General features: G+C 71.8%; 16 protein-coding genes. 4 read left to right on the forward strand and 12 right to left on the reverse strand.

Annotated elements, in window-relative coordinates; genetic code table 11:
- Positions 1-118: 118 nt before the first annotated feature.
- Genes ruvX through ABT095_RS37315 form a run of 4 tightly spaced genes read right to left on the reverse strand, consistent with a single transcriptional unit; the run spans position 119 to position 4,161 of the window.
- Complete coding sequence (gene ruvX, locus ABT095_RS37300) at positions 119-601, reverse strand: Holliday junction resolvase RuvX (protein ID WP_350534067.1); 483 nt, start codon at positions 599-601, stop codon at positions 119-121.
- Positions 601-3,270: an alanine--tRNA ligase gene (gene alaS / locus ABT095_RS37305; protein WP_350534068.1), complete on the reverse strand. Its 2,670-nt coding sequence runs from the start codon at positions 3,268-3,270 to the stop codon at positions 601-603. The genes ruvX and alaS overlap by 1 nt, the downstream gene beginning before the upstream one ends.
- Positions 3,270-3,683, reverse strand: coding sequence for a DUF6167 family protein (locus ABT095_RS37310; protein WP_350534069.1), 414 nt, complete (start codon positions 3,681-3,683; stop codon positions 3,270-3,272). The genes alaS and ABT095_RS37310 overlap by 1 nt, the downstream gene beginning before the upstream one ends.
- 1 nt (position 3,684) lies before the next feature.
- A complete protein-coding gene (locus tag ABT095_RS37315) occupies positions 3,685-4,161 on the reverse strand; it encodes a DUF948 domain-containing protein (RefSeq protein ID WP_350534070.1) in 477 nt (158 codons plus the stop codon).
- A 185-nt stretch (positions 4,162-4,346) separates the two neighbouring features.
- On the opposite strand from ABT095_RS37315, the gene ABT095_RS37320 reads away from it, so the two are divergent.
- Positions 4,347-6,410 (forward strand): ATP-binding protein, encoded by a 2,064-nt coding sequence (locus tag ABT095_RS37320; protein ID WP_350534071.1) that lies wholly within the window; start codon positions 4,347-4,349, stop codon positions 6,408-6,410.
- A 75-nt stretch (positions 6,411-6,485) separates the two neighbouring features.
- On the opposite strand, the gene rpsD is transcribed toward ABT095_RS37320, so the two are convergent.
- Both rpsD and ABT095_RS37330 read right to left on the reverse strand, forming a co-directional pair.
- A complete protein-coding gene (rpsD, locus tag ABT095_RS37325; protein WP_350534072.1) occupies positions 6,486-7,100 on the reverse strand; it encodes a 30S ribosomal protein S4 in 615 nt (204 codons plus the stop codon).
- Positions 7,101-7,412: 312 nt separating this feature from the next.
- Complete coding sequence (locus ABT095_RS37330) at positions 7,413-8,759, reverse strand: replication-associated recombination protein A (RefSeq protein ID WP_350534073.1); 1,347 nt, start codon at positions 8,757-8,759, stop codon at positions 7,413-7,415.
- Between the two features lie 126 nt (positions 8,760-8,885).
- Between ABT095_RS37330 and ABT095_RS37335 the strand changes: the two genes are divergently transcribed.
- Positions 8,886-9,386: a VOC family protein gene (locus ABT095_RS37335; protein ID WP_350534074.1), complete on the forward strand. Its 501-nt coding sequence runs from the start codon at positions 8,886-8,888 to the stop codon at positions 9,384-9,386.
- 4 nt (positions 9,387-9,390) lie between these two features.
- Here the strand turns inward: ABT095_RS37335 and ABT095_RS37340 are convergent, their stop codons facing one another.
- The 6 genes from ABT095_RS37340 to ABT095_RS37365 all read right to left on the reverse strand — a co-directional run bounded on the left by ABT095_RS37340 (position 9,391) and on the right by ABT095_RS37365 (position 15,288).
- Positions 9,391-9,993 carry an antibiotic biosynthesis monooxygenase gene (locus ABT095_RS37340; RefSeq protein ID WP_350534075.1) on the reverse strand — a complete coding sequence of 201 codons (603 nt, stop codon included), beginning with the start codon at positions 9,991-9,993 and terminating at the stop codon, positions 9,391-9,393.
- 58 nt (positions 9,994-10,051) lie between these two features.
- Complete coding sequence (gene ppk2, locus ABT095_RS37345) at positions 10,052-10,852, reverse strand: polyphosphate kinase 2 (protein WP_350534076.1); 801 nt, start codon at positions 10,850-10,852, stop codon at positions 10,052-10,054.
- A 64-nt stretch (positions 10,853-10,916) separates the two neighbouring features.
- Positions 10,917-11,414 carry a GNAT family N-acetyltransferase gene (locus ABT095_RS37350; protein WP_350534077.1) on the reverse strand — a complete coding sequence of 166 codons (498 nt, stop codon included), beginning with the start codon at positions 11,412-11,414 and terminating at the stop codon, positions 10,917-10,919.
- 93 nt (positions 11,415-11,507) lie between these two features.
- Positions 11,508-13,310 (reverse strand): aspartate--tRNA ligase, encoded by a 1,803-nt coding sequence (gene aspS / locus ABT095_RS37355; protein ID WP_350534078.1) that lies wholly within the window; start codon positions 13,308-13,310, stop codon positions 11,508-11,510.
- Positions 13,307-14,569, reverse strand: coding sequence for a histidine--tRNA ligase (gene hisS / locus ABT095_RS37360; protein WP_350534079.1), 1,263 nt, complete (start codon positions 14,567-14,569; stop codon positions 13,307-13,309). Before hisS ends, aspS begins: the two co-directional genes overlap by 4 nt.
- Positions 14,570-14,580: 11 nt before the next feature.
- A complete protein-coding gene (locus ABT095_RS37365) occupies positions 14,581-15,288 on the reverse strand; it encodes an MBL fold metallo-hydrolase (RefSeq protein ID WP_350534080.1) in 708 nt (235 codons plus the stop codon).
- A gap of 259 nt (positions 15,289-15,547) precedes the next feature.
- On the opposite strand from ABT095_RS37365, the gene ABT095_RS37370 reads away from it, so the two are divergent.
- Positions 15,548-16,351: a peptidylprolyl isomerase gene (locus ABT095_RS37370; protein ID WP_350534082.1), complete on the forward strand. Its 804-nt coding sequence runs from the start codon at positions 15,548-15,550 to the stop codon at positions 16,349-16,351.
- Positions 16,352-16,603: 252 nt separating this feature from the next.
- Positions 16,604-17,833 carry a DUF349 domain-containing protein gene (locus ABT095_RS37375; RefSeq protein ID WP_350534081.1) on the forward strand — a complete coding sequence of 410 codons (1,230 nt, stop codon included), beginning with the start codon at positions 16,604-16,606 and terminating at the stop codon, positions 17,831-17,833.
- Positions 17,834-17,988: the final 155 nt, after the last annotated feature.

Genomic DNA, 17,988 nt, shown 5'->3' on the forward strand with positions numbered 1-17,988 from the left:
CAGAATTCATGAAAGAACATTGACGGGCCCGGTGGTGATTCGCCTATGATGAATTCACCGGAACAGCGAGAGACGGAAGAGGTGGAACATGAACACCAGGGAAGCTAGCCGAAGCCGGTCAGGGCGTGGGCTCGACGCACTCTCCGGGCGCCCGGCCACTCACCCGTTCGGTCTCAAGCGCGCTCTGCAGGATGACCACGGCCGCGGCCTGGTCGATCACCGAGCGGCCCTTCTTCGACGAACGCCCCGAGGCACGCATGCCCTGGGCCGCCGTCACCGTGGTCATCCGCTCGTCCACCAGCCGCACCTTCACCGGGTAGACCAGCATCGCCAGCCGGCCCGCGTACTCACGGATCTTGGCGGCCGCCGGGCCCTCCTTGCCGCTCATCGAGCGGGGCAGGCCGACCACGATCTCGATCGCGTCGTACTCCTCGGCGATCGCCTTGATCCGCGCCTGCGAGCGGCCGCCCGCCGGGACGGTCTCCACCGGCGTGGCGATCAGCCCGTCGGGGTCGCAGGACGCGACCCCGATCCGGGCGTCACCCACGTCGACGGCGATCCGGCGCCCCCGGCGGAAGACCTTCTCGTACTCGTCGGACATCAGCTGGCGCGCTCCGCGACCAGGCCGCGGACGGCGGCGATGGCCTCGTCCACGGCACCGGGGTTGGTGCCGCCGCCCTGGGCGACGTCGTCCTTGCCGCCACCGCCGCCACCGAGGGTCTTGGCGGCGACGCGGACCAGCTCACCGGCCTTGATGCCGCGCGAGCGCGCGTCCTCGTTGGTGGCGATCACGGTCAGCGGGCGGTCGTTCGCCACCGTGAAGGCGGCGACCACGGCCGGGCGCGAGCCCAGGCGGGCGCGGACGTCGAGCACCAGCTTGCGCAGCTCGTCCGCGCCGGTGCCGTCGGCGACCCGGGCGGCGACCACGGCCACGCCCTGGACGTCCTCGGCCCCGGAGGCGAGCCCGGCGGCGGCCGCGAGGACCTTCTCCGCCCGGAAGCGCTCGATCTCCTTCTCGGCGTCCTTGAGCTTGGTGAGCATGCCCGAGATCTTCTCCGGCAGCTCCTCCGGGCGGCCCTTGACCAGCTCGGTCAGCTGGGCGACCACGGTGTGCTCACGGGCCAGGAACTTGTACGCGTCGACGCCGACCAGGGCCTCCACGCGGCGCACGCCCGAACCGATCGAGGACTCGCCGAGCAGCTTCACCAGGCCCAGCTGGGCGGTGTTGCCGACGTGCGTGCCACCGCACAGCTCCTTGGAGAAGTCCCCGATGGTGACCACGCGCACCGAGTCGCCGTACTTCTCGCCGAACATCGCGATGGCGCCGGCCTTGCGGGCCTGGTCCATCGTCATGACCTCGGCGGTGACCTCCAGCTCGCGGGTCAGCACGTCGTTGATCTTCTGCTCGACGTCGGTCAGCACGCTGCCGGGCACGGCGGCGGGCGAGCCGAAGTCGAAGCGGAAGCGGCCCGGGGCGTTCTCCGAACCGGCCTGGGCGGCGGTGGGGCCGAGCGCGTCGCGCAGCGCCTGGTGGGTCAGGTGGGTGGCCGAGTGGGCACGGGCGATCGCCCGGCGGCGCTCGACGTCGATGGTGGCGTAGGCGGCGGCGCCGAGCACGACCTCACCGAAGAGCACGCCACCGGAGTGCACCACGACACCCGGCACCGGCTGCTGGACGTCGCGGATCTCGACCACCGCGCCGGAGTCCAGGCGGATCCGGCCGTGGTCGGCGAGCTGGCCACCGCCCTCGGCGTAGAACGGGGTGCGGTCGAGCACGATCTCGACCTCGTCGCCCTCGCTCGCGGCCGGGGCCGGCGAGCCGTTGACGAGCAGGCCGACGACGGTGGCCTCGCCCTCGGTGGCGGTGTAGCCGGTGAAGACGGAGGCACCGGCCTTGTCCGCCACCTCGCGGTAGGCGGCCACGTCGGCGTGGCCCATCTTCTTCGCCTTGGCGTCGGCCTTGGCGCGGTCCCGCTGCTCCTGCATCAGGCGGCGGAAGCCGGCCTCGTCCACCTGGAGGCCCTGCTCCTCGGCCATCTCCAGGGTCAGGTCGATCGGGAAGCCGTAGGTGTCGTGCAGCTTGAACGCCTGCTCGCCCGAGAGCACGGCGCTGCCGGCCTGCTTGGTCTCGGTGACGGCGGTGTCGAGCAGGTTGGTGCCGGCCTTCAGCGTCTGCAGGAAGGCGGCCTCCTCGCCGACGACGACCGTCTCGATCCGCTTGCGGTCGTGCTCCAGCTCCGGGTACTGCGGGGCCATCGCCTTGATGGCGGTGTCGATCAGCACCTGGCCGACCGGCTCGGTGGCGCCCAGCAGGCGCATGTTGCGGATGGCGCGGCGCAGGATGCGGCGCAGCACGTAGCCACGGCCCTCGTTGCCGGGGGTGACGCCGTCGCCGATCAGCATCAGCGCGGTGCGGATGTGGTCGGTGACCACGCGCAGCGAGACGTCCGACTTGTACTCGGCACCGTAGGTGTGGCCGGTGAGCTCGGCGGCGTGGTCGAGGATCATCCGGTTGGTGTCGATCTCGAAGAGGTTGTCGACGCCCTGCAGGATGCAGGCCAGGCGCTCCAGGCCGAGGCCGGTGTCGATGTTCTTGCTCGGCAGGTCGCCGAGGATCTCGAAACCGTCCTTGCCGTCACCGTGGCCGCGCTCGTACTGCATGAAGACCAGGTTCCAGATCTCCATGTACCGCTCGCCGTTGACGGCCGGGCCGCCCTCCTCGCCGTAGGCGGGGCCGCGGTCGTAGTTGATCTCCGAGCACGGGCCGCACGGGCCGGGCACGCCCATCGACCAGAAGTTGTCCTTCATGCCGAGGCGCTGGATGCGCTCGGCCGGCACGCCGATGACGTCGCGCCAGATCTGCTCGGCCTCGTCGTCGTCCTTGTAGACGGTGATCCAGAGCTTCTCGGGCTCAAGGCCGTAGCCACCGTCCGCGACGGAGGTGGTGAGCAGCTCCCACGCGTACTTGATGGCCCCTTCCTTGAAGTAGTCGCCGAAGGAGAAGTTGCCGCACATCTGGAAGAACGAGCCGTGCCGGGTGGTCTTGCCGACCTCCTCGATGTCCAGCGTGCGCACGCACTTCTGGACGGAGGTGGCGCGGGAGAACTGCGGCTTGATCTCACCGAGGAAGTACGGCTTGAAGGGCACCATGCCGGCGTTGACGAGCAGCAGGGTGGGGTCGTCGGCGACCAGCGAGGCCGACGGTACGACGGTGTGGCCGCGCTCCTCGTAGAAGCGCAGCCAGCGGCGGCGGATCTCTGCCGACTCCATTACAGGTCCTCCTGGTTGGTGGTGCCGCCGGGCAGCTCTCGGGGCTGGCGGGGCGTGGGTTCGATGACTCGGGCGGTGCGCTGGGCGCGGGCGGGGGGCAGGGCGGCGGCGGGTGAACCCGGCGCCGCCGAGATAGCTCGGTACCGCGCGTCGCGGCGGGGCGCCCGGCGCGGCTCGACCACGGCGGTGCCGTCCAGACCGAGGTCCGACCGCAGCTGCTCCTCGCGCTCGCTCATCCCGGCGCGCACGTCGGCGGCGAAGCGCTTGGCGGCGTCGCCGAGGTGCAGGGCGCCGCGCGCGGCAGTGCCCGAGAGGCTGTCCGGGGTGAGCCGGTGCACCGCCTCGTTCGCCTTGTTCATCGCCCACACGGTGGCCCCGGCGCCGACGGCCATCCAGAAGATCCGACGCACCATGTCAGCCCCTCACGGCTCGGCGGACGCGGGCCAGCAGCCCGCCGCGCGGCGCGGTCGCCGCGCGCACCTCGGCCCGGACCAGCCGGGCCAGCTCCTCACGCTCGCTGCCCCGCTGGGGCAGCGTCAGGCCGGCCTGCTGGCGGCCGACGGCCTTGCGCACGCCGTAGCTGAACGCGGCGACCTTGACCAGCGGGCCGCCGATGGTGGCGGCGACGGTGGAGGAGAGCGCGTTGGCGTTCGCGGCGGCGTCCTGCACGTTGGCGGTGATCTCGTCGACCCGCTCCAGCTGCTCGTTGGCGCTGCGGACGGCGGCGCCGGCCTCGACCAGCAGCGGGACGGCCTTCTCGGTGACGGCGGAGACCAGCACGGTGGCCTCGCGGAGCACCTTGGAGAGCCGGACCAGGACCACGGCGAGCAGCGTGACCAGGACCGCCCAGAACACGGCGACCAGCAGGCCGGCCAGCTCTCCCACGGACACCTTGCACGCTCCCTCGACATCTCGCCTTACAGGAGGGAACCCTACCGTGACGAGGTGTGCTTTCCCGACCCGATATCCCCGGGTGGGGCGGGTCGCCCGTGCGTAACCTACCGGCCGGTCAGGTCGTTGTCCGCGCGGACCCTCCGACGGCGGGAGGTCGGGGGATCGGCCCAGGGGGAAGCACCGTGTCCAGCGAACCGACCGCAGCAGCCACCGAGGCCCCCGCCACCGCCCCCGGTCACCTCCCCGCCGAACTCACCACCTTCATCGGCCGCGAGCCTGAACTCGCCACCCTCCAGGCCCTGTTGACCCGCTCCCGACTCGTCACCGTCACCGGCCCCGGCGGCGTGGGCAAATCCCGCCTCGCCCTGCGCGCGGCCGCCGGGAGCGACTTCCCCGACGGGGTGCGGCTGGTCGAGGTCTCGGCCGTGCAGCACGAGCTGCTGCTGGGGCACGCCGTGCAGGAGGCGCTGCGGCTGACCGACAGCACCGCCCGGCCGCCGTTGGAGGTGCTGGCCGAGCGCCTGGCCGGGCGGCGGCTGCTGATCGTGCTCGACGGGTGCGAGCACCTGGTGGCGGCCTGTGCCGAGCTGGTCGAGGAGCTGCTGCGGGCGGCGCCGGGGGTACGGGTGCTGGCCACCAGCCGGGAGGCGCTGCAGGCGGCCGGTGAGCACCTGCTGCCCGTCCCGCCGCTCCCGCTGCCGGAGGCGGCCCGGCTGTTCACCGACCGCGCCACCGCGGTACTGCCCGAGTTCAGCGGCGGCGAGGCGGTCGAGCTGCTCTGCCGCCGCCTGGACGGCATCCCGCTCGCCGTCGAGCTGGCCGCCGGCCGCCTGCGCACCCTCTCGGTCGAGCAGATCACCCACCGCCTGGCCGACCGCTTCGCCCTCCTCACCGGAGGTGCCCGCACCGCCCCGCTGCGCCACCAGACCCTGCGCACCACCATCGGTTGGAGCCACGAACTCTGCAGCCCGCCCGAGCGCCTGCTCTGGGCCCGCCTCGCGGTCTTCGCCGGCGCCTTCGACCTGGAGGCCGCCGAGTACGTCTGCGCGGGCGACGGCCTGCCCGCCGACCAGGTGCTCGAGCTCCTCGGCGAGCTGGTCGGCAAGTCCGTCGTCCTGCGTGAGGCCACCGGCCACGAAGTCCGCTTCCGGCTGCTCGACACGCTGCGCGAGTACGGCGGGCAGTGGCTGCGGGCCACCGGCGAGGAGCGGCGGCTGCGCGGGCGCCACCGGGACTGGTACCTGGGTCTCGCCTCCTGGGGCGAGGCCGAGTGGTTCGGCCCGCGCCAGGCCGAGACGGCCGAGCGCACCCGGCTGGCCCACCCGAACCTGCGCGCCGCGCTGGAGTTCAGCCTGGCCGAGCCGGGCGAGGAGCAGCAGGCCCTGCTGCTGGCCGGCACCCTCTGGTACTACTGGGTCGGCTCCGGCCACCTCGGCGAGGGCCGCCACTGGCTGGACCGGGCGCTCGCCCTGGCCCCCGAGCCGACCAAGGCCCGCGCCAAGGCGCTCTGGGTCACCGGCTACATGGCCACCCTCCAGGGCGACCTGGCCCGCGCCCGCCCCGCGCTGGCCGAGTGCCGCCGCCAGGCGCTGACCACGGGCGACGACCGGGCGCTCGCCTACGCGGTGCACCGCCAGGGCTGCGCGGCCCTGATCGGCGACGAGCCGGCCCGGGCCGCCGCGCTCTTCGAGGAGGCCATCGGCCTCTACGAGCGGATCGGCGAGCTCAACAGCAACGTCCTGATGGCGATGTTCGAGCTGGGTGTGGCCTGCCTCTTCCAGGGCGACGAGAACGGCGCCCGGCACTGGCTGGACCGGGTCCGGGAGATCTGCGAGCAGCACGGCGAGCAGTGGGCCTACGCGTACGCGCTCTACGCGCTGGCCTACGCCCGCTGGCAGGAGGGCGACCTGCGCCCGGCCCGGGCCTTCGCCCGCGAGTGCGTGCGGCTCAACCACCTCTTCCGCGACCTGCTCGGCGTGGTCCTCGCGCTGGACGTGCTGGCCCTGCTGCAGACCGAGGAGCCGGAGGCCGACCTGTTCGAGGCCCGGGTGCTGCAGGGCGCGGCGCACCGCCTCTGGCAGGCCGTCGGCACCCCGTTCTTCGGCTCCCGCTCCTTCAACGGCCCCTACCGCGAGTGCGAGTCCCGCGCCCGCATCGGCCTCACCGAACTCGAGTTCGCCGAGGCCTTCACCCGCGGCGCCGCGCTCGACCTGGACGAGGCCGTGGCCCGCGCGCTCCAGCCGTAGCGGGCTCCGGAATGGCCGAGCCCCCGGCCCCCTTCCGAGGAAGGGGGCCGGGGGCTCGTGAGTACTGCTCGCGGGTCAGCGCGAGTAGTACTCGACGACCAGCTGCTCGTCGCAGATCACGGGGACCTCACGACGCTGCGGGGTGCGGTCCAGGCGGAAGGCCAGGGCCTTGAGGTTGACCTCGAGGTACTTCGGGGTCTGGCCCTCACCCGCGTAGCCACCCTCACGGGCGACCTGGAACGGGACCTTCTCCTTGCTACGGTCACGCACGGTGACGACGTAGCCCGGCTTCATCTGGAACGACGGCTTGTTGACCTTGCTGCCGTTGACCTCGATGTGGCCGTGGACGACCATCTGGCGAGCCTGGTAGATGGTGCGGGCGATGCCCGAACGCAGGACCAGGGCGTCGAGGCGGGTCTCCAGCAGGGCGACGAGCGCCTCACCGGTCTTGCCCTCGACCTTCTTGGCCGACTCGAAGGCGCGGGCCATCTGCTTCTCGCTCAGGTCGTACTGGGCGCGCAGACGCTGCTTCTCGGTCAGACGGACCTTGTAGTCAGAGTTCTGCTTGCGGCCACGGCCGTGCTGGCCGGGCGGGTACGGACGCGCCTCGAAGTACTTGACGGACTTCGGGGTCAGCGGAATGCCCAGGGCACGGGCAATCTTGACCTTGGGGCGCTTCTGGTTCGCCATGAACCAAACCTCTCTTGCGTGTGAATACGGCTGTCACCAGGTGTTGACGGAGGTCACCTCTCGCGACCCGGAGAAAACCACCCCTGGGGGTGATCAGCCGCTCTCCGGGGCCGGGCACATAAGTGCTTGTTACACGCGCCGCCCGACGGACGGCCCGCGACACCGAAAACGGTGCGCGACGCTCCTGGAGACCCCCGCGAACGGGAGCCTCGGGCCGTTGCCCCGCTGGTGCGGACGGTCGGCGGGTCTCCCCGCCGCCGTGCCCGGGACATGGCACTCCGAGCAACTATACCCGCTCGCCACCAGCCGCTTTCACTGGCCCTTGAGCTTGCCCCTGGTCCACTCGACGATGTCCGCGTACCGGGCCTCGCCGCCGTGCCTGGTCGGCTGGTAGTACGCCTTGCCGTGCACCGCGTCCGGCGCGTACTGCTGGGCGGCGATCCCGCCGGGCAGGTCGTGCGGGTACTGGTACCCCTTGCCGTGGCCGAGCTTGCCGGCGCCGCCGTAGTGCGCGTCCCGCAGGTGCGGTGGCACGGCCCCGGCCAGGCCCTGGCGGACATCGGCCAGGGCGGCGTCGATCGCCAGGTAGGCGGCGTTGGACTTGGGCGCCAGCGCCAGCGCGATGGCGGCCTGGGAGAGGATGATCCGGGCCTCGGGGAAGCCGATCAGCGCCACCGCCTGGGCGGCCGCGACGGCCGTCTGCAGGGCCGTCGGGTCGGCCAGGCCGATGTCCTCGCTGGCGGAGATCATCAGACGGCGGGCGATGAAGCGCGGGTCCTCCCCTGCCTCGATCATCCGCGCCAGGTAGTGCAGGGTGGCGTCCACATCGCTGCCCCGGATCGACTTGATCAGGGCGCTGGCCACGTCGTAGTGCTGGTCGCCGTCCTTGTCGTAGCGCACGGCGGCCTGGTTGACGGCCGTCTCGGTGATCGCCAGCGTGATCTCCGCCGAACCCTGCTCGAGTGCCGCACCGGCCGCCGCCTCCAGGGTGGTCAGCGAGCGCCGGGCGTCGCCGCCGGCCAGCCGGACCAAGTGGTCCTCCGCCTCCGGGGTCAGCTCGACCGAGCCGCCCAGGCCGCGCTCGTCGGCCACCGCCCGGCGCAGCAGCACCCGGATGTCCTCGTCGGTGAGCGACTGCAGGGTCAGCAGCAGCGAGCGGGAGAGCAGCGGGGAGATCACCGAGAAGTACGGGTTCTCCGTGGTGGCGGCGATCAGGGTGACCCAGCGGTTCTCCACGGCGGGCAGCAGCGAGTCCTGCTGGGCCTTGGAGAAGCGGTGGATCTCGTCCAGGAAGAGGACGGTCTCCTTGCCGCTCATGCCGACGGCCCGGCGGGCGCCGTCGATCACGGCGCGCACCTCCTTGACCCCGGCGGTGATCGCGGAGAGCTCGACGAACCGGCCTTCGACGGCCTGGCTGATCACGTGCGCGAGCGTGGTCTTGCCGGTGCCGGGCGGCCCCCAGAGGATCACCGAGCTGGTCGCGGCCGGGCCGCGCGAGCTCGCGACCAGGCGGCGCAGCGGCGAGCCCTCCTTGAGCAGCTGGCGCTGGCCGGCGACCTCGTCGAGGGTGCGGGGGCGCATCCGGACGGCCAGCGGGGCCCGGCCGGGCTCGGCGGCCTGGCGCTCCTCGGCGGCGGCGGTGAAGAGGTCGGGTTCCACGCCATGAAGCGTATGCGAGCCGGCCGACAGGCCGGGACCACCGGGAGGTTCAAATTCGAACTTGCAGTAGTTCGAATTTGAACAGTACGCTGAAGGGGAACCACCGACCGAGGGAGTTGTCCGAACATGCCTGTCCGCCGTCTCAACCACGCGGTGCTCTGGATCCGTGAGGTCGACCGCTCGGTCGCCTTCTACACCGAGCTGTTCGGCTTCAAGCTGGACCACCTGATCCCCGGCCGGGCCGCCTTCCTCAGCGCCCAGGGGACGCTCAACGACCACGACCTCGGGCTCTTCGCGATCGGCGCCGACGCCCCCGGCCCCGAGCAGGGCCGGGTCGGCCTCTACCACCTGGCCTGGGAGGTCGGCACCCTCGGCGAGCTGGCCGAGATCGGGCAGCAGTTGGCCGAGCGCGGCGCGCTGGTCGGCGCCACCGACCACCTGGTCTCCAAGTCCTTCTACGCCAAGGACCCGGACGGCAACGAGTTCGAGCTGATGTGGCGCGTCCCCCGCGAGGACTGGCCGGCCGCCGACGCCGACGCCAAGCCCGGTGCACTCGACCTCGCGGCCGCCCTGGACCGCTGGGGCCCGGACCTCGCCACCGGCGCGGCCGCCGGCTCGGCGACCTGACGCTCTACGCGGGCCGGTCCAGCAGGGCCACGTCGAACTCCTCCAGCGACCGCACCCGCACTCCGGCGGCCACCGAGGCCTTCGCCCTGATCGCGGCCTGCGGGCCGCGCGAGGCCTCGAGCGCCGCGCGGTCGCGGAAGAGTGCGCCGACGCTGCCCTGCCCGGCCGCCCGGTTGATCAGCAGCGCGCCGCCGACGAACCCGTCGATGCTGCCCAGACCGGGCACCGCCCGGTCCTGGTAGGAGCTCACCAGCCGGTCCGCCCCGGCCGGGTCGAACTCGAGCCGGACCAGCCGGAACCCGCCGGCCGCCGCCGTGCCGCGCTGGGCCGACGCGGCCTCCCAGACGTCGACCGTCACGGTGCCCTCGAACACACCGAGCAGCTCGTCCCGCCGCTCGGTGAGCGCGGCGAAGCTGTCCCGCTCGGCCTCTTCGGTCTCCCACCACGAACCGAGCATGATCGTGCCGAGCTCCCGGTTGGTGAAGATACTGAAACCCCGGTACCCGGGCCGGGCCGAGAGCAGCCCGACGGCGTCGGCCTTCAGCCCGTCGACGGTCTTGTCCACCAGCCCCGGGTCACCGGTCAGATAGATGGTGCGGACATACATGAGAACGCCTCCGTCCCTCACCTTCCATCGGACGCCCGCACCCGGCCCGCGGCAACCCCTACAGCTCGGCCGCGTGGTCCGGCACGTACTTCTGCAGGTCGCGAGGCGGGCGCTGGTAGCCGGTGGCCGGCGGGCGCGGCGGCAGGGAGACGGGCGGCTTGGAGACCTCCCGGTACGGGAGGGTGGAGAGCAGGTGGGCGATCATGTTGATCCGGGCCCGGCGCTTGTCGTCGCTCTCCACCACGTTCCACGGCGACTCGGGCAGGTCGGTGTGGACGAACATCTCGTCCTTGGCCCGGGAGTAGTCCTCCCAGCGGCTGATCGACTCGGTGTCCATCGGGGAGAGCTTCCAGCGGCGCATCGGATCCTCCAGGCGGGAGCGGAAGCGCCGCTCCTGCTCGGTGTCGCTCACCGAGAACCAGTACTTGCGGAGCTGGATGCCCGCCTCGATCAGCATCCGCTCGAAGGTCGGGCACTGGTGCAGGAACTGCTGGTACTCCTGCTCGGTGCAGAAGCCCATCACCCGCTCCACCCCGGCCCGGTTGTACCAGGAGCGGTCGAACAGCACGATCTCCCCGGCGGCGGGCAGCTGCTCGACGTACCGCTGGAAGTACCACTGCCCGCGCTGGCGCTCGGTCGGGGCCGGCAGCGCCGCGATCCGGGCCACGCGCGGGTTGAGGTACTCGGTGACCCGCTTGATCGCCCCGCCCTTGCCGGCCGCGTCCCGCCCCTCGAAGACCACCACCAGCCGCACGCCGTCGGCCCGCACCCACTCCTGGAGCTTCACCAGCTCGCTCTGCAGCCGCAGCAGCTCCCGCTCGTAGGCCTTCTTCGGCAGCCGCCCCGCCTCTTTCGCCATGTGCCCTCCGTCGCGCGCGTGGTGATGATCACTCACGTTAGAGCGGAGAGCGGCGGAACGCAGGTCAGACCGCGCCGAAGGGTTCGGGGTAGCGGCAGTGGCCGCGCGGGACGTCGTCCCGGGCCAGGGCGAGGGCGCCGATGTACTCGGGCGGGAAGTCCGCGGTGATGCCGTGCTCGAAGGCCGGGGTGAAGCCGAACCGGGCGTAGTAGTGCTGGTCGCCGACCACGACCACCAGCCGCTCCCCCGCCGCCTCGGCGGCGGCCAGCGCGGCCCGCACCAGCTGCGCGCCCACCCCCTTGCGCTGCCACTCCGGCGCGACCGCCACCGGCGCCAGCGCCAGGCCCCAGCCCTCGCCGATCTGCAGCCTGGTCAGCAGCGCATGGCCGACCACCAGACCGCTCTCCTCCACCGCGACCACGGACAGGCCCGGCAGCCAGGCCGGGTCGCGCCGCAGCGCGTCCACCAGATCCGCCTCGTCCGGCCCGGGGAAGGCCGCCATGTGCAGCCGTCTGGTGGCGGGGGCGTCCTCGGGCAGCTCGGCTCTCGTGGTGACGGTCATGGTCGGGTCCTTCTGTCTCGCACGCCGTTGTGGAAACGGGCCCCGGCCGGTGCGTCAGCACCGGCCAGGACCCAGGAACTCGCTGATGTTACGTCAGGCCTGCTGCTCCGCCTGCTTCTCCGCCTGCTGCTCCGCCTGCTGCTCCGACTTGGGCTTGGCGTCCACACCGGCCTCGCGGCGCTGGGCCGGGGTGATCGGGGTCGGGGCGCCGGTGAGCGGGTCACCACCGGTGGAGGTCTTCGGGAAGGCGATGACGTCCCGGATGGTGTCGTACCCGCCGAGCAGGGTCACCACGCGGTCCAGGCCGAGCGCGATCCCACCGTGCGGCGGCGGGCCGTAGTTGAAGGCGTCGAGCAGGAAGCCGAACTGCGACTGCGCCTCCTCCTCCGAGAGCCCGATCGCGTCGAAGGCGCGCTTCTGCACCTCGCGCTGGTGGATACGGATCGAACCGCCGCCCAGCTCGGAGCCGTTGAGCACCAGGTCGTACGCGTTGGAGAGCGCGCTGCCCGGGTCGGTGTCGAAGGTGGCCAGCGACTCGGCGGTCGGCGCGGTGAAGGGGTGGTGGACCGCGTGCCAGCCCTGGAACTCGCCCTTGTCGTCCTCGATCGGCTCGAACATCGGGAAGTCCACGACCCACAGGAAGGCCCAGGCGGACTCGTCGATCAGCTCGCAGCGCTTGCCGATCTCCAGACGCGCGGCGCCCAGCAGCTCCTGCGAGGCGGTCTTCTTGCCCGCCGCGAAGAAGATCGCGTCACCGTTCTTGGCGCCGGCGGCGGCCGCGAGGCCCGCCAGGTGCTCCTCGGAGAGGTTCTTGGCGACGGGGCCGCGCAGCTCGCCGGTCTCGGCGTCGATCACGACGTAGGCCAGGCCGCGGGCGCCGCGCGCCTTGGCCCAGTCCTGCCAGGCGTCCAGCGCCTTGCGCGGCTGCGAGGCGCCGCCCGGCATGACCACGGCACCGACGTACGGGGCCTGGAACACGCGGAACTCGGTGCCCTTGAAGTACTCGGTGAGATCGGTCAGCTCCTGGCCGAAGCGCACGTCCGGCTTGTCCGAGCCGTAGCGGTTCATCGCGTCCGCGTAGGACATGCGCGGCAGCGGGTTGGGGATCTCGTAGCCGTGCACCTCCTTCCAGATCCGGCCGACGATCTTCTCGCCGAGCGCCAGGACGTCCTCCTGGTCGACGAAGGAGGCCTCGATGTCGAGCTGGGTGAACTCCGGCTGCCGGTCGGCGCGGAAGTCCTCGTCACGGAAGCAGCGGGCGATCTGGTAGTAGCGCTCCATGCCGGCCACCATCAGCAGCTGCTTGAACAGCTGCGGCGACTGCGGCAGGGCGTACCAGTGGCCCGGCTGCAGGCGGACGGGCACCAGGAAGTCGCGGGCGCCCTCGGGGGTGGAGCGGGTGAGGTACGGCGTCTCGATGTCGAGGTAGTCGTTCTCCTCCATCACCGTGCGGATGATGTGGTTGACCTTCGAGCGCAGGCGCAGCGCGCGGGCCGGGCCCTCGCGGCGCAGGTCCAGGTAGCGGTAGCGCAGCCGGACCTCCTCGTTGACGGTGCCGGGCTCGTACTCGGCGACCTGGAAGGGCAGCGCGGCGGCCTCGGAGAGGACCTCGAGCTCGGCCACGACGACCTCGACGGCGCCGGTGGCGATCTCCGGGTTCTCGTTGCCCTCGGGGCGGACCCGGACCTCGCCGGTGACCTTGACGCAGTACTCGGAGCGCAGGTCGCCGATGGCCTCCAGGTCGCGGGCCACGATCTGCACGGTGCCGGAGGCGTCGCGCAGGTCGATGAACGCCACGCCGCCGTGGTCGCGGCGGCGGGCGACCCAGCCGGCCAGGGTGACGGTGGTGCCGGCGTGCTCCGCGCGGAGCGTGCCCGCGTCGTGCGTGCGGATCACAGCTGCTTCTCCTTCAGGGTGGTGACGAGTGCTTCGAGTTCGACGGGGGTCTGCTCGCCGGTGGTCAGGTCCTTGAGCTGGACGACACCGGCGGCGAGATCGCGGTCCCCGGCGACGAGGGCGAAGCGGGCCCCGGACCGGTCGGCGGACTTCATGGCGTTCTTGATGCTCTTGACGCCGAAGGCGAGGTCGGTGGCGACACCGGCCCGGCGCAGCTCGACGACCTTGGCGAACAGGACGTTCTTGGCCTCCTCGCCGAGCGCCACGGCGTAGACGGAGGTGGCGGCGGGCAGCTCGAGGGTGATGCCCTCGGCCTCCATCGCCAGGAAGGTGCGGTCCACCCCGAGCGCCCACCCGACGGAGGGCAGCGCCGGGCCGCCGATCATCTCGGACAGGCCGTCGTAGCGGCCGCCGCCGCCGATCGCGGACTGCGCGCCGAGACCGTTGTGCACGAACTCGAAGGTGGTGCGGGTGTAGTAGTCCAGGCCGCGGACCAGCTTGGGGTCGTCCGTGAAGGCGACGCCGGCGAGGGTGAGCAGCTCGCGCACCTTCTCGTCGTACGCCTTGCAGTCCTCGCACAGGAAGTCGCGCAGCATCGGGGCGTCGGTCAGCTGGGCCTGCACCGACTCGCGCTTGTCGTCCAGGACGCGCAGCGGGTTGATCTCGGCCCGGCGCATGGTGTCCTCGTCCAGGTCGAGACCGGCGAGGAACTCGACCAGGGCGGTGCGGTAGACCGGGCGGCACTGCTTGTCGCCGAGGCTGTTGAGCAGCAGTGAGTAGCTGCTCAGGCCCAGCGAGCGGAAGGCGTCGTCGGCCAGGATGATCAGCTCGGCGTCCAGCGCCGGGTCCTCGGCCCCGATCGCCTCGGCGCCGACCTGGGAGAACTGGCGGTAACGCCCCTTCTGGGCCCGCTCGTAGCGGTAGTAGCTGCCGGAGTACCAGAGCTTGACCGGCAGGTTGCCCTGCTTGTGCAGGTTGGCCTGGAGGGCCGCACGCAGCACGGAGGCGGTGCCCTCGGGACGCAGCGCGAGCTCGTCGCCGCCGCGCGTGGTCAGGTTGTACATCTCCTTGGAGACGATGTCGGTGGACTCGCCGACACCGCGGGAGAACAGCTTGACGTCCTCGAAGACCGGGGTCTCGATGTAGCCGTAGCCGGCCCGGCGGGCGGGGGCCGCGATGCGCTCGCGGATCGCCAGGAAGGTCGCGGAGCTCGGCGGCAGCAGGTCGTAGGTGCCCTTGGGGGCGGTGAAGGTACTCAACTTCTCTTCCGTCACATTCCTCGTCGCGGGACGGCCGGGGCGCCGAGCGCTCCCGCCGCCTGCTGGAGGTAGGGGTTGGTGGCGCGCTCACGACCGATGGTGGTCTGGCCGCCGTGTCCGGAGAGGACCACGGTGGCGTCGTCGAGGGGCAGGCAGACCCGGGCCAGCGAGGCCATCATGTCCTCGCTGGAGCCGCCCGGGAGGTCCGTGCGCCCGATGGAGCCGGCGAACAGCAGGTCGCCCGAGAAGAACACCGGTGGGATGTCCTTCGAGGCGGGCGTCCGGAACGTCACCGACCCCTTGGTATGGCCCGGCGCATGGTCGACGGTGAGCTCCATCCCGGCGAGCTTCAGCACACTGCCGTCGGTCAGCTCGCGGACGTCGTCCGGCTCGCCGACGGTGATGCTGCCCATCAGTTGCTGCCCGAGCGAGCGGCCGAGGCCCTTCTCCGGGTCGGCCAGCATGTACCGGTCCTCGGGGTGGATCCAGGCTGGGACACCCGTGGCGCCGCAGACCGGCATCACCGAGGCGACGTGGTCGATGTGCCCGTGGGTGAGCAGGACGGCGACGGGCTTGAGCCGGTGCTCGCGGATGAGGTCCTCGACGCCCTTGGCGGCCTCGTGGCCCGGGTCCACGATGACGCACTCCTCACCGGCGGCCGGGGCGACCAGGTAGCAGTTGGTGCCCCAGGCTCCGGCGGGAAATCCGGCGACGAACACGCGAGACCTCGATCGGGTTGAGTGGTGATTAGCTCTGCTAACAGGGCAGCCTACCGGCGGTGCGGCACCGGTAGCTAACCGGATACGCACCCGGCCGGGTAGCCCGGTCCGGTGAAATCGTGACCTAGGGATTTCACCGCTGATCTCGTACTCACACACGAAGTCCCTACACTTGGCCGCCAGTGGGGTGCAATCCGTATCTACCCCCTGAGCATCCACACCCCCAGAGGGTCCAGCACAAGGCATGGAGACACACCCGGTGGTCAGCAGCGAACAGCGACGGCGACAGCTCGCCCGCGAGAAGTACGAGCGGCAGATGAAGAACCGGGCCGAGGCCCAGCGCCGGGCCAAGCGCCGCAACGTCATCGTGGGTGTCTCGCTGGTCACCGCGGCGGCCGTCGTCGTCGGTCTGGCCGTCGGTGGCGTGTTCAGCTCCGACGACAAGAAGAACGACGCCGCCCCGCAGGCCGCGCCCAGCACCTCGTCGGCCGCCGTGACCCCGGTCAAGGGCTGCAACCCGCCCGCCGCGGGCAAGCCGAACGGCAAGCAGTGGAAGGCCGAGCCGGCCATGACGGTCGACTCCAAGGCGAGCTACACCATGGCGATCGACACCTCCTGCGGCAAGGTGACCGTCGCCCTGGACGCGGCCAAGGCCCCGCACACGGTGAACTCCTTCAACTTCCTCGCGGGCGAGCAGTACTTCGACCACGTCAAGTGCCACCGCCTCACCACCGAGGGCATTTACGTGCTCCAGTGCGGTGACCCGACCGGCTCCGGCTCGGGCGGCCCGGGCTACCAGTTCGCCGACGAGAACCTGACCGGCGCGACCTACCCGGCCGGCACCGTGGCGATGGCCAACGCGGGCCCGGGCACCAACGGCAGCCAGTTCTTCCTGGTCTACAAGGACACCCAGCTGCCCCCGAACTACACTCCGTTCGGCAAGATCACCGGCGGCCTGGACGTGGTCCAGAACATCGCCGGCGGCGGTGTCCAGGGCGGCGGCGGGGACGGCGCCCCGAACGCCAACGTGGTGCTGAACTCGGTGACCGTCACCAAGAGTTGACCCGCTGCGGCGGGCCCGGGGCAGCAGCCCCGGGCCCGCCGCGCGAAATCGCCCGGCCCGGATGCGGACAGCACCGGCGCTGGTCGCCTATGTTGCTGTTGTATAGGGTGCCCTGACCGTCGGCCGTCACCCTCGGCACAGAAATCATCGACGGCTCGGACGGCGGACTCGATCGGTCCGCCGCACATCAACTGTGGACGACGTACTTCGCACCGCTGATCGGCGGGCGTGACGTCATGTGGAGGAGGCGCTGTGACCAGCGATCCGTGGGGCCGCGTGGACGAGCAGGGGACGGTCTACGTCAGGACGGCCGAGGGCGAACGCGTCGTCGGCTCCTGGCAGGCAGGCTCGCCCGAGGAGGCCCTCGCGTACTTCGAGCGCAAGTTCGAGGGCCTGGCGGCCGAGATCGGCCTTCTGGAGCACCGCGTCCGCAAGACCGACCTGGCGGCCAAGGACGCCCAGACCGCGCTGGAGCACCTGCGCGCCCAGGTCGCCGAGGGCCACGCGGTGGGTGACCTGGCCTCGCTCGCCAAGCGCCTGGAGACGCTGACCGGCGAGATCGAGTCCCGCCAGGCCGAGCGCAAGGCCGCCCGGGCCAAGGCCCAGGACGAGACCCGCACCGCCAAGGAGAAGCTGGTCGCCGAGGCCGAGCAGCTCGCCGAGTCGACCCAGTGGCGGGAGGCGGGCGACCGTCTGCGCGCCCTGGTGGACGCCTGGAAGGCGCTCCCCCGGCTCGACCGCAAGAGCGACGACGAGTTCTGGCACCGCTTCTCGCACGCCCGCTCGGTCTTCTCCAAGCACCGCAAGGCGCACTTCGCGACCCTGGACGCCGAGCGCGACCAGGCCCGCGCGGCCAAGGAGCGCCTGGTGGCCGAGGCCGAGGCGCTCTCCGGCTCGACCGAGTGGGGCGACACCGCGGCCGCCTACCGCGACCTGATGACGCAGTGGAAGGCCGCCGGGCGCGCCCAGCGGGACGCCGAGGAGGAGCTGTGGGCCCGCTTCCGCGGCGCCCAGGACGTCTTCTTCCAGGCCCGCTCCGCCGTCTTCAGCGAGCGTGACGCCGAGCAGGGCGAGAACCAGAAGCTCAAGGAGGCCCTGCTGGTCGAGGCCGAGGCGATCCTGCCGATCACCGACCTCAAGGCCGCCAAGGCCGCCCTGCGCGAGGTCAACGAGCGCTGGGAGGCCATCGGCCACGTCCCGCGCGACGCCCGCCCCCGCCTGGACGCCCGTCTCAACACGGTCGAGCGCGCCATCCGCGAGGCCGAGGACGCCGAGTGGAAGCGCTCCAACCCGGAGGCCAAGGCCCGCGCCAACGGCATGACCACGCTGCTCCAGGGCGCCGTGGACAAGCTCCAGGGCGAGCTGGACAAGGCCCGCGCGGCCGGCAACGCGAGCAAGGTCGCCAAGCTCGAGTCCGAGCTGGCCGGCCGTCAGGCCCTGCTGGAGCAGGCTCTGAAGAGCCTCGAGGAGTTCAGCGGCTGATCCAAGGCCCAGGACACGCGAGAGGCCCCCCGGCGTCCCGGGGGGCCTCTCGCGTGTCCTGGGTCAGATCTTGTCGGCGGCGATCATCAGGTAGTGGAAGCTGCCCTCCTTGTACGCGGTCAGGAAGGCGTCCTCGATGCCGGAAGCCACTGAGG

Origin of the sequence: Kitasatospora sp. NPDC002227, from assembly GCF_040296285.1 — a bacterium.
Classification (GTDB): Bacteria; Actinomycetota; Actinomycetes; order Streptomycetales; family Streptomycetaceae; genus Kitasatospora.

Excerpts from the sequence above, each read along its gene's own strand:
- ruvX (WP_350534067.1), bottom strand. The coding sequence starts at position 601 with ATGTCCGACGAGTACGAGAAGGTCTTCCGCCGGGGGCGCCGGATCGCC.
- alaS (WP_350534068.1), bottom strand. The coding sequence starts at position 3,270 with ATGGAGTCGGCAGAGATCCGCCGCCGCTGGCTGCGCTTCTACGAGGAG.
- ABT095_RS37310 (WP_350534069.1), bottom strand. The coding sequence starts at position 3,683 with ATGGTGCGTCGGATCTTCTGGATGGCCGTCGGCGCCGGGGCCACCGTG.
- rpsD (WP_350534072.1), bottom strand. The coding sequence starts at position 7,100 with ATGGCGAACCAGAAGCGCCCCAAGGTCAAGATTGCCCGTGCCCTGGGC.
- ABT095_RS37335 (WP_350534074.1), top strand. The coding sequence starts at position 8,886 with ATGCCTGTCCGCCGTCTCAACCACGCGGTGCTCTGGATCCGTGAGGTC.
- ABT095_RS37340 (WP_350534075.1), bottom strand. The coding sequence starts at position 9,993 with ATGTATGTCCGCACCATCTATCTGACCGGTGACCCGGGGCTGGTGGAC.
- ppk2 (WP_350534076.1), bottom strand. The coding sequence starts at position 10,852 with ATGGCGAAAGAGGCGGGGCGGCTGCCGAAGAAGGCCTACGAGCGGGAG.
- ABT095_RS37350 (WP_350534077.1), bottom strand. The coding sequence starts at position 11,414 with ATGACCGTCACCACGAGAGCCGAGCTGCCCGAGGACGCCCCCGCCACC.